The organism is Streptomyces sp. NPDC047081, assembly GCF_040643775.1.
In the GTDB taxonomy this organism is placed as follows: domain Bacteria; phylum Actinomycetota; class Actinomycetes; order Streptomycetales; family Streptomycetaceae; genus Streptomyces.
Map to the genome: position 1 here is coordinate 59,698 of NZ_JBEYUY010000022.1, position 13,383 is coordinate 73,080.

Consider the following 13,383-nt stretch of genomic DNA (forward strand, 5'->3'; position numbering starts at 1 on the left):
AAGGGTGAGAACCACCGGACGGGCAGACCTATTTACCGGCATTCTGATAGGGCTTGGCGCACTCAGCGACAAGTGGTCTCAGGGATGGGGGCGTTCCAGTGAGCGGCAACGGCGGAAGCGGGACGACCGCGACCAGCACGGACAAGCGCCCGAACGAACTGCTCACGTCCTGGTTCGTGCGCAGCGGCTGGTCGAAGGGCGAACTCGCCCGCCAAGTCAACCGCCGGGCGCGCCAGTTGGGCGCCAACCACATCTCCACGGACACCTCCCGGGTGCGCCGCTGGCTGGACGGCGAGAATCCCCGCGAGCCCATCCCCAGGATCCTGTCCGAGCTGTTCTCCGAGCGCTTCGGCTGCGTGGTCTCCGTCGAGGACCTCGGCCTGCGCGCGGCACGCCAGTCACCCTCCGTGTCCGGCGTCGACCTGCCCTGGACGGGCCCGCAGACGGTGGCCCTGCTCAGCGAGTTCTCGCGCAGCGACCTGATGCTGGCGCGGCGCGGCTTCCTCGGGACCTCGCTGGTCCTGTCCGCGGGCCCGTCCCTCATCGAACCGATGCAGCGCTGGCTGGTGCCCACGGCCCAGGCCGCCCCGCCGGAGCCCGAGCCCGCAGGCGCGAGCCGCCGCGTCGGCCGGCTCTCCAAGCCCGAGCTGGACCTCCTGGAGTCGACCACGGTGATGTTCCGCCAGTGGGACGCCCAGTGCGGCGGCGGCCTGCGCCGCAAGGCGGTCGTCGGCCAGCTGCACGAGGTGACCGACCTGCTCCAGGAACCCCAGCCCGAGTCCACCACCCGCAAGCTGTTCAAGGTCGCCGCCGAGCTGGCCGAGCTGGCCGGCTGGATGTCGTACGACGTGGGGCTCCAGCCGACCGCCCAGAAGTACTTCGTCCTCGCCCTGCACGCGGCCAAGGAGGCCGGCGACAAGCCGCTCGGCTCGTATGTGCTGTCCAGCATGAGCCGCCAGATGATCCACCTCGGCCGGCCGGACGACGCCCTGGAGCTGATCCACCTCGCGCAGTACGGCAGCCGGGACTGCGCGAGCCCGCGCACCCAGTCGATGCTGTATGCGATGGAGGCCCGCGCCTACGCCAACATGGGCCAGCCCGGAAAGTGCAAGCGCGCCGTCCGGATGGCCGAGGACACCTTCGCCGACGTCGAGGAGTGGGACGAGCCGGACCCCGACTGGATCCGCTTCTTCTCCGAGGCCGAGCTGCACGGCGAGAACAGCCACTCCTACCGCGACCTCGCCTATGTCGCGGGGCGCAGCCCGACGTACGCCTCCCTGGCCCAGCCCGTCATGGAGCGGGCCGTCGCCCTGTTCGCCGAGGACGCCGAGCACCAGCGGTCGTACGCACTGAACCTGATCGGGATGGCCACGGTCCATCTGCTCCAGCGCGAGCCCGAGCAGAGCGCGGTGCTGGCCGAACAGGCCATGCACATCGCCAAGAAGGTCCGCTCCGAGCGCGTGAACACTCGTATTCGAAAGACCGTCGACACGGCGGTGCGCGACTTCGGGGACCTCGCCGAGGTCGTCGACCTCACCGAGAAGCTTGCCGTCGAGCTGCCGGAGACGGCCGAGGCGGTCTGAGAAACCGCCGTATCCCTTGAGCCCCGGCCGCGGCCGGCCTTCCCGAACCGCCCGACTCGGCTCCCCCGTGCCAGGTCATCGGAAGGCCCGTCGCGGCCGGATCCTTTCCGTCCCGGAAGGTTGCGCCACGATAACGATCGACGCTGCCGGGATCCGGCAGTTCATCGAGGCGTAACACACGCGGCGCCTTCGTCACTGCGGCGAAACAACGAGGGGCTTCCACCGAAACCGCGCTGCGCCAATCTCTTGGCGCATAACCGGCCCACCCCTCATGCCCGCTTAAAGGCTTCGCCCGCACGGGGCCGTACCAATGACGAGGAGACGCCGATGGCCCCAGCCATCACGCTCGCCGCAGAAGCTCCCAAGCTGTCTGCCGCCAACACGGGCTTCATGCTCATCTGTTCCGCCCTGGTGCTGCTCATGACACCGGGCCTCGCCTTCTTCTACGGAGGCATGGTCCGCGTCAAGAGCACCCTGAACATGCTGATGATGAGTTTCGTCAGCATCGGGATCGTCACCATCCTGTGGGTGCTCTACGGCTTCTCCCTGGCCTTCGGCTCCAGCAACGGCTTCATCGGCTTCAACTCCGACTGGCTGGGCATGAGCAACGTCGGCCTGACGGAGCTCTGGGACGGCTACACGATCCCGATCTTCGTCTTCATGGTCTTCCAGATGATGTTCGCGGTCATCACGCCGGCCCTGATAAGCGGCGCCATCGCGGACCGCGTCAAGTTCTCGGCCTGGTCGCTCTTCGTGGCCCTGTGGCTGACGGTCGTCTACGTCCCGGTCGCCCACTGGGTCTGGGGCGCCGACGGCTGGGCCTTCAAGCTCGGTGTGATCGACTTCGCCGGTGGTACGGCGGTCCACATCAACGCCGGTGCCGGCGCCCTCGGCGTCATCCTGGTCATCGGCAAGCGGGTCGGCTTCAAGAAGGACCCGATGCGCCCGCACAGCCTCCCGCTGGTCATGCTCGGTGCCGGTCTGCTGTGGTTCGGCTGGTTCGGCTTCAACGCCGGCTCGTGGCTGGGCAACGACGACGGCGTCGGCGCGCTGATGTTCGTCAACACGCAGGTCGCCACCGCCGCCGCCATGCTGGCCTGGCTCGCCTACGAGAAGATCCGGCACGGCGCGTTCACCACGCTGGGCGCCGCCTCCGGCGCGGTCGCCGGTCTGGTCGCGATCACCCCGTCCGGTGGTGCGGTCTCCCCGCTCGGCGCGATCGCGGTCGGTGTCATCGCCGGTGTCGCCTGTGCCGCGGCCGTCGGCCTGAAGTACAAGTTCGGCTACGACGACTCGCTCGACGTCGTCGGCGTCCACATGATCGGCGGTATCGCCGGCTCCCTGCTGATCGGCTTCTTCGCCACCGGCAAGGGCCAGTCCACCGCGACCGGCGTCTTCTACGGCGACCACTCCTTCACCCAGCTGTGGAAGCAGTTCGCCGGTGTCGGCGCGGTCCTCGGTTACTCCCTGGTCGCCTCCGCGGTGCTCGCCTTCCTCCTCGACAAGACCATCGGAATGCGGGTCACCGAGGACGAGGAGATCTCCGGTATCGACCAGGCCGAGCACGCCGAGACCGCATACGACTTCAGCGGTGCCGGCGGCGGCTCCGCCAAGGTCGCCGTGGCTGCCGCGGCCGAGTCCGAGTCGAAGAAGGTGGACGCATGAAGCTCATCACCGCCGTCGTCAAGCCCCACCGGCTCGACGAGATCAAGGAAGCCCTCCAGGCCTTCGGAGTCCACGGCCTGACGGTCACCGAGGCGAGCGGCTACGGTCGTCAGCGGGGTCACACCGAGGTCTACCGCGGCGCGGAGTACACCGTCGACCTGGTCCCCAAGATCCGGATCGAGGTGCTGGCCGAGGACGACGACGCCGAGCAGCTGATCGACGTCATCGTCAAGGCGGCCCGTACCGGCAAGATCGGTGACGGCAAGGTCTGGTCCCTGCCGGTCGAGACGGCCGTCAGGGTACGGACCGGCGAGCGCGGCCCCGACGCGCTCTGACAGAAAAAGAACAGGAGCTGCTGGGTGTCGAGTACTGAAGTGCACAACGAAGCAGAGGACTCGGGACCCAGCGGCTATGCGGCGGCCCGGCTGCGTCTCCTCACCGAGGGGGTGCAGTCCGGGCCGCCGCGCCGTGCGGCCCTGTCGGAACTCACCGACGACTGGCTGACCGGCCTCTTCGGGGCGGGCGCCGAGGGACTGCGCGGGGTCTCCCTGGTCGCCGTCGGCGGCTACGGCCGCGGCGAGCTGTCCCCGCGCAGCGACCTGGACCTGCTGCTCCTGCACGACGGCGGCGACGCCAAGACGGTGGCCGCGCTGGCCGACCGTATCTGGTACCCGGTGTGGGACCTCGGCCTCGCCCTCGACCACTCCGTGCGCACCCCGGGGGAGGCGCGCAAGACCGCAGCCGAGGACCTGAAGGTCCAGCTCGGCCTCCTGGACGCCCGCCACATCGCCGGCGACCTGGGCCTGACCGCCGGACTGCGCACCGCGGTCCTCGCCGACTGGCGCAACCAAGCCCCCAAACGCCTCCCCGAGCTCCAGGAGCTGTGCTCCGAACGCGCCGAGCGCCAGGGCGAGTTGCAGTACCTCCTCGAACCCGACCTCAAGGAGGCCCGCGGCGGCCTGCGCGACGCCACCGCCCTGCGCGCCGTCGCCGCCTCCTGGCTGGCCGACGCCCCGCGCGAGGGCCTCGACGACGCCCGGCGCCGCCTCCTCGACGTCCGCGACGCCCTGCACCTGGCCACGGGGCGCGCGACCGACCGGCTCGCGCTCCAGGAGCAGGACCAGGTCGCCGCCGAGCTCGGCCTGCTCGACGCCGACACCCTGCTGCGCCAGGTCTACGAAGCGGCACGTGTCATCTCGTACGCCAGTGACGTCACCTGGCGCGAGGTGGGGCGCGTGCTCAGGTCGCGCGCCGTGCGGCCGCGGCTGCGCGCCATGCTGGGCGGCGGCAAGCCCGTCCCCGAGCGGTCTCCGCTGGCCGAAGGCGTGGTCGAGCAGGACGGCGAGGTGGTGCTCGCCCGCGCCGCACGCCCCGAGCGCGACCCGGTGCTGCCGCTGCGCGCCGCGGCCGCCGCCGCCCAGGCCGGCCTCCCGCTCTCCCTGCACGCCGTACGGCGCATGGCGTCCATCGCGCGCCCCCTGCCCACGCCCTGGCCCGCCGAGGCCCGCGAACAGCTGGTCACCCTGCTCGGCTCCGGCCACCCCACCATCGAGGTGTGGGAGGCACTGGAGGCCGAGGGCCTGATCACACAGCTGCTGCCGGACTGGGAGCGGGTGCGCTGCCGGCCGCAACGCAACGCCGTGCACATCTGGACCGTCGACCGGCACCTCATCGAAACGGCCGTCCGCGCCTCCGAGTTCACCCGCCGCGTCCACCGCCCCGACCTGCTCCTGGTCGCGGCCCTGCTGCACGACATCGGCAAGGGCTGGCCCGGCGACCACTCGGTGGCCGGCGAGATCATCGCCAAGGACGTCGCCGCCCGCATCGGCTTCGACCGCGAGGACGTCGCCGTACTCGCGACTCTCGTACGTCATCATCTGCTGCTGATCGACACGGCCACCCGGCGTGACCTGGAGGACCCGGCCACGGTCCGTTCGGTCGCCGAGGCCGTCGGGTCGCAGTCCACGCTGGAGCTGCTGCACGCGCTGACCGAGGCAGACGCGCTGGCCACCGGACCGGCCGCCTGGTCGTCCTGGCGGGGCTCGCTCGTCGCCGACCTGGTCAAGCGGGTCGGCGCCGTGCTCTCCGGGGACGCACCCGACGAACCGGAGGCGGCGGCGCCCACCGCCGAACAGGAGCGGCTCGCCATCGAGGCGCTCGCCACCGGCAGCCCGGTGCTGTCCCTGCGCGCCCAGACCGAGCCGCCGACCGAGGACCAGCCCTCCGGCGACCCCGAGCCGCTCGGCGTCGAGCTGCTCATCGCCGTACCGGACCAGCCCGGCGTGCTGCCCGCGGTGGCCGGCGTACTCGCCATGCACCGGCTGACCGTGCGCACCGCCGAACTGCGCGCCCTGGACCTGCCGGACGGCGTCGAGGGCGCGGTGCTGCTGCTGGACTGGCGGGTCGCCGCCGAGTACGGCTCGCTGCCGCAGGCCGCCCGGCTGCGCGCCGATCTCGTACGGGCCCTGGACGGGTCCCTGGACATCGCGGGCCGGCTCGCCGAGCGGGACGCCGCCTATCCGCGCCGCCGGGGTGTCGTGGCGCCGCCGCCGCGGGTGACGGTCGCCTCGGCCGCGTCCCGGCTCGCCACGGTGATCGAGGTGCGCGCACAGGACGCCCCGGGGCTGCTGCACCGGATCGGGCGGGCGCTGGACGACGCGAAGCTGCGGGTGCGCAGCATGCACGTGTCCACGCTGGGCGCCAACGCCGTGGACGCCTTCTACGTGACCGGGCCGGAGGGGGCGCCCCTGCCCGGCGAGGAGGCGGTGTCCGTGGCGCGCAAGCTGGAGGAGACCCTCAGGGGATGAGGACGCGGGATCCCGGTGTCGTACCGAGCCGGGATACCCTTGAAGACGCTCACCCTGCCCCCGACTCCCGAGGACCGACGCCGCCGTGTTCGACACTCTCTCCGATCGCCTCTCAGCGACCTTCAAGAATCTGCGCGGCAAGGGGCGTCTGAGCGAGGCGGACATCGACGCCACCGCGCGCGAGATCCGTATCGCGCTGCTCGAAGCGGACGTGGCGCTGCCGGTCGTCCGGACGTTCATCAAGAACGTCAAGGACCGTGCCATGGGCGCCGACGTCTCCAGGGCGCTGAACCCGGCCCAGCAGGTCCTGAAGATCGTGAACGAGGAGCTCGTCACGATCCTCGGCGGCGAGACCCGTCGGCTGCGCTTCGCCAAGACCCCGCCCACCGTGATCATGCTGGCTGGTCTGCAGGGTGCCGGTAAGACCACCCTCGCGGGCAAGCTCGGCCACTGGCTGAAGGAGCAGGGCCACTCGCCGCTCCTGGTCGCCGCCGACCTCCAGCGCCCGAACGCGGTGAACCAGCTGAGCGTGGTCGCCGAGCGCGCCGGCGTCGCCGTGTACGCGCCGGAGCCGGGCAACGGCGTGGGCGACCCGGTCAAGGTCGCCAAGGACTCCATCGACTTCGCGAAGTCCAAGGTCCACGACATCGTGATCGTGGACACCGCCGGCCGGCTCGGCATCGACCAGGAGCTGATGAAGCAGGCCGCGGACATCCGCGACGCCGTCAGCCCGGACGAGATCCTCTTCGTCGTCGACGCGATGATCGGTCAGGACGCGGTCACCACCGCCGAGGCCTTCCGCGACGGCGTCGGCTTCGACGGCGTGGTGCTCTCCAAGCTCGACGGCGACGCCCGCGGTGGTGCCGCCCTGTCGATCCGCCAGGTCACCGGCAAGCCGATCATGTTCGCGTCGAACGGCGAGAAGCTCGAGGACTTCGACGCCTTCCACCCGGACCGGATGGCCTCCCGCATCCTCGACATGGGTGACCTGCTCACCCTGATCGAGCAGGCGGAGAAGACGTTCAGCCAGGAAGAGGCCCAGAAGATGGCCTCCAAGCTGGCGTCCAAGAAGGGCCAGGACTTCACCCTGGACGACTTCCTGGCCCAGATGGAGCAGGTCAGGAAGATGGGCAGCATCAGCAAGCTGCTCGGGATGCTGCCCGGCATGGGGCAGATCAAGGACCAGATCAACAACCTGGACGAGCGGGACGTCGACCGCACCGCCGCGATCATCAAGTCGATGACCCCGGGCGAGCGCCAGGACCCGAACATCATCAACGGCTCGCGGCGCGCCCGTATCGCCAAGGGTTCCGGCGTCGAGGTCAGCGCGGTCAAGAACCTCGTCGAGCGGTTCTTCGAGGCCCGCAAGATGATGTCCCGCATGGCCCAGGGCGGCGGCATGCCCGGTATGCCGGGGGTCCCCGGCATGGGCGGCGGTCCGGGCCGGACGAAGAAGCAGCCCAAGAAGGCCAAGGGCAAGCAGCGTTCGGGCAACCCGATGAAGCGCAAGCAGCAGGAGCAGGAGGAGGCCGAGCGCAGGGCCGCCGGCGCCCAGAGCGGCGCCGTGCCGGGCGGCGCCTTCGGGCTGCCGGGCCAGCAGGGCGGTCAGGACTTCGAGCTGCCGGACGAGTTCAAGAAGTTCATGGGCTGAGCCTCAGGAAGTCCGTCAGCTGAGCTTCGGTAAGTTCATGGGCTGAGTTCACTCTCTGCGCGTGCCAGGGGTTGGTCGTTGTCGTAACGTCCCGATATGACCAACCCCGCGCCGCCGCGCAAGTCGCCCGACCAGCCCTGGCGTACCGAGGGCACCCCGGAGGAGCCGCCGAAGCCGCCGCCGGGCGGCCGGAAGATGCGCGGCGGCTGGTGGAGTCTGATCCTGACCGCGCTGGTCGTGTACCTGATCGCCAACCTGATCCTGTCGTTCTTCAACGAGGGCGACGAGCCGACGATCTCGTACACCGAGTTCAGCAAGCAGGTCGACGCGGGCAACGTCACCAAGATCTACGCCAAGGGCGACGCGATCCAGGGCCAGCTCAAGAAGGAGCAGGACAACCCGGACGGCGGCGGCAAGTACACCAAGTTCAACACCCAGCGCCCGTCCTTCGCGGACGACCAGCTCTGGGCGGACCTGACCAAGCACGACGTCACGGTCACGGCCGAGCCGGTCGTCCAGCACCGCAGTTTCCTCGCCAACCTGCTGATCTCGCTGGCGCCGATGTTGCTGCTGATCGCGGTGTGGGTGTTCATCGCGCGCCGTATGAGCTCGGGCCTCGGCGGCGCGGGCGGCATGCTCGGGCGCAAGGCGCCCCCCAAGCCGGTCGAACTGGAGCCGGGACAGCAGCGCACCACCTTCGAGGACGTGGCCGGCATCGACGAGGTCGAGGGCGAGCTGAACGACGTCGTCGACTTCCTGAAGAACCCGGACGCCTATCGCCGTATGGGCGCCAAGATGCCCCGGGGCGTGCTGCTCGCGGGCCCGCCCGGCACCGGCAAGACACTGCTCGCGCGGGCCGTCGCGGGGGAGGCGGGGGTGCCGTTCTTCTCGGCCTCCGCCTCCGAGTTCATCGAGATGATCGTCGGTGTCGGCGCCTCACGCGTGCGTGAACTGTTCGCGGAGGCCCGCAAGGTGGCCCCCTCCATCATCTTCATCGACGAGATCGACACCATCGGCCGGGCCCGCGGCGGCGGCGCCTCCATGGGCGGTCACGACGAGCGCGAGCAGACCCTCAACCAGATCCTCACCGAGATGGACGGCTTCTCCGGCTCCGAGGGCGTCATCGTCATCGCCGCCACCAACCGCGCCGACATCCTCGACCCGGCCCTGACCCGCCCGGGCCGCTTCGACCGGGTCGTGCAGGTCTCGCCCCCGGACCGCGGCGGCCGCGAGGCCATCCTGCAGATCCACACCCGCGAGATCCCCCTCGCGGAGAACGTGGACCTGGCCCAGGTCGCCCGTACGACCCCGGGCATGACCGGCGCCGAACTCGCCAACCTCGCCAACGAGGCAGCCCTCCTCGCGGTCAAGCGCAAGCAGGAGCGCGTCACCCAGTCCGACCTCTCGGAGGCCCTGGAGAAGGTCCAACTGGGCGCCGAACGGCCCCTGGTGATGCCCGAGGAGGAGCGCCGCCGCACCGCCTACCACGAGAGCGGCCACGCCCTCCTCGGCATGCTCCAGCCCGGCGCCGACCCCGTCCGCAAGATCACCATCGTCCCGCGCGGCCGCGCCCTGGGCGTCACGCTCTCCACGCCGGAGTCCGACAAGTACGCGTACACCGAGGAGTACCTGCGCGGCCGGATCATCGGCGCGCTCGGCGGCATGGCGGCCGAGCAGGTCGTCTACGGGGTGATCACCACCGGTGCCGAGAACGACCTCGAACAGGTCACCAACATCGCGCGCGGAATGGTCGCCCGCTGGGGCATGAGCGAGCGCGTCGGCCGGCTCTCGGCCCTCCCGAACGACGCCCAGCAGGCGTATGGCCTCGCCGCCGCCCCGCAGACCCTCGACGTCATCGACGGCGAGATGCGCCGCATCGTCGACGAGTGCTACGACGAGGCCTGCCGCAAGCTCGTCGACCACCGCGGCCAACTGGACGCGCTCGCCGAGGCGTTGCTGGAACGCGAGACCCTGGAGGAGGCGGACGCGTACCGCATCGCCAGCATCACCCGCCTCAAGAAGGAGGCCGACGCCTAGCGTGACTGGACGCCTGTGGTGACCGGACGCCTAGGGCGTGCGCGCGATCAGGTACCGGAAGACGTTCGGCATCCACACCGTCCCGTCCGGACGCAGATACGGGTGCAGCGCCTCCGCCAGCTCCTTCTCCACCTGCGTCGCGTCGGTCGCCGCGATCGCCGCGTCGAACAGGCCCGTCGAGAGCAGCCCGCGCACCGCGCTGTCCGTGCCGGCGTAGCCGAAGGGGCAGGCGACCCGGCCCGAGCCGTCGGGCTTCAGCCCCGCCCGCTGGGCCACCTCCTCCAGGTCGTCGCGAAGGGCGGGGCGCCAACTGCCCGCGCTGCGCAGCGGATCCGCCAGCCTGGTGGCCACCCGCAGCACGGACGACGTGGTGCAGCGCTCCGGCGGACCCCAGCCGGCGAGCACCACGGGCGCCCCGCGCTCGGCGAGCGGTGTCGCTGCCCGCAGCAGCCCGCCGAGCCCCTCCGAGTCGCCCGCCAGACACCCGATCGGCTCGAAAGCCGTCACCAGGGTGTACGCGGGCGTCTCCGCGTCGCCCGCGGTCGCCAGGTCGGCCGGCGAACCGTCGATGATCCGCGTGTCCGCACGCGCGCGTGCGTCCCACGCGTCCGGCAGCAGCCGCTCGCGCGCGAGGACGAGCCGCTCGGGGAAGGAGTGGTCGACACCGGTGACCGCCGCGCCTCTCGCGGCCGCCATCAGGAGGGCAAGCCCGGAACCGCAGCCGAGGCCCAGCATCCGGGTGCCGCGGCCCACTTCGAGTCGCTCGTAGACGGCCTCGTAGAGCGGCACCAGCATCCGCTCCTGGATCTCGGACCAGTCACGCGCGCGTGCACACAGATCCACACGGGGCGAACCGCCCGCATGGGGTGGGTGCTGCCGCACGAGCGTAGGTGTCATCAAAGCGCCCCAATCCGCCGAGAGTTGCCGCTGTGCCCGTTTCCGTAGCCCCCGTGACGTGCGCTCGCACTCCCCCCGTATGCCAGGTAACTCCGCACTCGACCGCTCGTCCAGGGGTTGTGGGGCCCGGCTTGTGGGTTGACTGTGCGGGGGAAAAAGAATTCACATCGGCGCAACGTGGGCCCGTAACATCCCGTCATGGCAAAGGCACCCGTACTCACACCCCGGGCGGACGACTTCCCCCGCTGGTACCAGGATCTGGTCAACAAGGCCGAGCTGGCCGACAACGGCCCGGTGCGCGGCACCATGGTCATCCGACCGTACGGGTACGGGCTGTGGGAGCGCATGCAGGCCGAGATGGACGCCCGGATCAAGGCCACTGGCACGCAGAACGCGTACTTCCCGCTGCTGATCCCCCAGTCGTACTTCGCCCGCGAGGCCGACCACGTCGAGGGCTTCGCGCCCGAGCTGGCCGTGGTCACCCACGGCGGCGGCAAGGAGCTGGAGGAGCCCGCGGTCGTCCGCCCCACCTCCGAGATGATCATCAACGACTACTTCTCGAAGTGGGTGCAGAGCTACCGCGACCTGCCCCTGAAGATCAACCAGTGGGCCAACGTGGTCCGTTGGGAGCTGCGCCCCCGTCTCTTCCTCCGTACCACCGAGTTCCTGTGGCAGGAGGGCCACACCGCGCACGCCTCGTACGAGGAGGCGCGCGACTTCGCCGAGCACATCCAGCGGGACGTGTACGGGGAGTTCATCGAGAACGTCCTAGCCATGGACTTCGTCGCCGGCCGCAAGACCGTCAAGGAACGCTTCGCGGGCGCCATCAACACCCTCACGCTGGAAAGCATGATGGGCGACGGCAAGGCCCTCCAGATGGTCACCAGCCACGAACTCGGCCAGAACTTCGCCAAGGCCTTCAACACCCGGTACCTGTCGAAGGAGGGCAGGCAGGAGCTCGTCTGGCAGACCTCCTGGGGCTCGACCACCCGCATGATCGGCGCCCTGGTGATGACTCACGGAGATGACAACGGCCTGCGCGTCCCGCCGCGGCTCGCGCAGATCCAGGCCGTCGTCCTCGCGATCAAGGGCGACGAGCAGGTTCTGGCCAAGGTCCGCGAAATCGGCGACCGGCTGACCGCGGCGGGCGTCCGCGTCCACGTCGACGACCGCACCGACACCCCCTTCGGCCGCCGCGCGGTCGACTGGGAGCTCAAGGGCGTGCCGGTCCGCATCGAGGTCGGACCCCGTGACCTGGAGAACGGCACGGCGATGCTCGCCCGCCGCATCCCGGGCGGCAAGGAGCCGGTCGCGATCGACAGTCTCGTACGACTTCTCCCCACGATCCTGGAGGAGGACCAGGCGCTGCTTCTGGCGCAGTCCCGCGAGCGCCGTGAGTCGCGGACGGCCGACGTGTCGACGATCGAGGAGGCCGTCGAGGCGGCGGGCGCCGGCGGCTGGGCCCGCATCCCGTGGGCCGACCTCGGCGAAGAGGGCGAGGCCAGACTGGCCGAGCACGCGGTGACCGTACGGTGTCTGGTCGCTTCCGACGGGTCGGTTCCGGACTCCCAGGACGCACCCGGTAACGTCGCGGTCGTCGCGCGCGCTTACTGATACACAGGGCTTCCGCCGCGAGAGCGACCGAAACGCCTCTTGCGCACCTGCGGATCACAGCCGCACCGGCGCGTGGACATCCGCTACGCGCCGGTGCGTACGTCAGGCTACGTACCGGCTTGGTACGAGCTGTGAGGCTTCTCCGCAGATCAGCGCACCCGCCCTCGTCTCCACGCATCAGCGGCAACTGACGGGTACGTGCAAATTATTTGGGATGCCCCGGAATAGGAACACAGCGGCACCCCCGCTCGTTGTCATTACGTGAGCACGACACAGACACCACCTGTTCTCGCCGCAGAGCTGGCAGAGGCGTGGGCCGACATTCAGCGGTACCACCCCGAGCTGCCTGACCTTGCCGCGCCAGAGTCCCTGATCGGAGAGTCGTCGTCCGCGTGCGGGCACGAGCTCTCCTTCGAGCGACTGCTCCATGAGGCAGTCCACGGCATCGCCGCGGCACGCGGCGTGCGAGACACGTCCCGCGCCGGCCGGTACCACAACCGCAGATTCCTAGCGATCGCCGAGGAGCTGGGCCTGGACCACCCCGAGGAGCCGCACCCCAGCAGCGGTTTCTCGCTGGTCACGCTCAACCCCGAGGCCAAGCGCCGCTACCGCCCCACCATGGAGCGGCTGCAGCGCGCCCTCAAGGCCCATACGGCGGCCACCTCCGCCGACACCCCGAAGAGCTTCCGCGGCCCGGCGGCCCGGCACGGCTCCTCGGGCGGCGGCGTGCGCGTGAAGGCGGTCTGCGACTGCGGCCGTAACGTGCGGGTCGTCCCGTCGGTGCTGGCCCAGGCGCCGATCGTCTGCGGAGGCTGCGGGAAGCCCTTCCGGATTCCCGAGGCGGTCGCGGCGTAACGCGGGAGCACGAAGTACCGGCATCTCGTGGCTGCCGGTGCGGCCGGCGCCCGGCGTGACTCACCTCCACGCCGGGTGCCGCTTCGGCATGTCCGGGGGAAGGTCCGGTCCCACCGGCGGAAGCGATCCGTGGGGTGTGGCACAATGGCTAGCTGTACTCGACAGCCGCACAGGACCCCTCTCTCCTCCGGCTGACGCGTCCATCGGGCACTCGGGTACCGCAACCCCACGCGGCAATCTCGCCGTGCCCAACCACGTCAAAACCAGGAGAACC

Annotated in this window: 9 protein-coding genes; 8 read left to right on the forward strand and 1 reads right to left on the reverse strand. The window is 70.5% G+C overall.

The genetic code is table 11. The annotated features are described in order from the left end of the window. Nucleotides 1-98: 98 nt before the first annotated feature. From ABZ848_RS33680 to ftsH, 6 genes are all read left to right on the forward strand, one after another. Nucleotides 99-1,583: a hypothetical protein gene (locus ABZ848_RS33680; protein ID WP_360838046.1), complete on the forward strand. Its 1,485-nt coding sequence runs from the start codon at nt 99-101 to the stop codon at nt 1,581-1,583. 327 nt (nt 1,584-1,910) lie between these two features. Beyond that, nucleotides 1,911-3,248 (forward strand): ammonium transporter, encoded by a 1,338-nt coding sequence (locus ABZ848_RS33685; protein WP_360838048.1) that lies wholly within the window; start codon nt 1,911-1,913, stop codon nt 3,246-3,248. After that, nucleotides 3,245-3,583 (forward strand): P-II family nitrogen regulator, encoded by a 339-nt coding sequence (locus tag ABZ848_RS33690; RefSeq protein WP_003997576.1) that lies wholly within the window; start codon nt 3,245-3,247, stop codon nt 3,581-3,583. Before ABZ848_RS33685 ends, ABZ848_RS33690 begins: the two co-directional genes overlap by 4 nt. A gap of 24 nt (nt 3,584-3,607) precedes the next feature. After that, nucleotides 3,608-6,055 (forward strand): [protein-PII] uridylyltransferase, encoded by a 2,448-nt coding sequence (locus ABZ848_RS33695; protein ID WP_360838050.1) that lies wholly within the window; start codon nt 3,608-3,610, stop codon nt 6,053-6,055. Nucleotides 6,056-6,140: 85 nt separating this feature from the next. Next, nucleotides 6,141-7,706: a signal recognition particle protein gene (gene ffh / locus ABZ848_RS33700; protein WP_360838051.1), complete on the forward strand. Its 1,566-nt coding sequence runs from the start codon at nt 6,141-6,143 to the stop codon at nt 7,704-7,706. Nucleotides 7,707-7,802: 96 nt separating this feature from the next. Then, on the forward strand, nt 7,803-9,743 hold the full coding sequence (ftsH, locus tag ABZ848_RS33705; protein ID WP_360838053.1) for an ATP-dependent zinc metalloprotease FtsH: 1,941 nt from the start codon (nt 7,803-7,805) through the stop codon (nt 9,741-9,743). A gap of 30 nt (nt 9,744-9,773) precedes the next feature. Here the strand turns inward: ftsH and ABZ848_RS33710 are convergent, their stop codons facing one another. Further along, nucleotides 9,774-10,640, reverse strand: a complete 867-nt coding sequence (locus tag ABZ848_RS33710; RefSeq protein WP_360838055.1) for an SAM-dependent methyltransferase — start codon at nt 10,638-10,640, stop codon at nt 9,774-9,776. 198 nt (nt 10,641-10,838) lie between these two features. Between ABZ848_RS33710 and proS the strand changes: the two genes are divergently transcribed. Next, entirely contained in the window at nt 10,839-12,254 is a 1,416-nt protein-coding gene (gene proS, locus ABZ848_RS33715) for a proline--tRNA ligase (RefSeq protein ID WP_360838057.1), read from the forward strand. Nucleotides 12,255-12,515: 261 nt separating this feature from the next. After that, nucleotides 12,516-13,109: a hypothetical protein gene (locus ABZ848_RS33720; protein ID WP_242775618.1), complete on the forward strand. Its 594-nt coding sequence runs from the start codon at nt 12,516-12,518 to the stop codon at nt 13,107-13,109. Nucleotides 13,110-13,383: the final 274 nt, after the last annotated feature.

Coding starts and splice junctions, on each gene's coding strand:
- ABZ848_RS33685 (WP_360838048.1), top strand. CDS start 1,911: ATGGCCCCAGCCATCACGCTCGCCGCAGAAGCTCCCAAGCTGTCTGCC.
- ABZ848_RS33690 (WP_003997576.1), top strand. CDS start 3,245: ATGAAGCTCATCACCGCCGTCGTCAAGCCCCACCGGCTCGACGAGATC.
- ftsH (WP_360838053.1), top strand. CDS start 7,803: ATGACCAACCCCGCGCCGCCGCGCAAGTCGCCCGACCAGCCCTGGCGT.
- ABZ848_RS33710 (WP_360838055.1), bottom strand. CDS start 10,640: ATGACACCTACGCTCGTGCGGCAGCACCCACCCCATGCGGGCGGTTCG.
- proS (WP_360838057.1), top strand. CDS start 10,839: ATGGCAAAGGCACCCGTACTCACACCCCGGGCGGACGACTTCCCCCGC.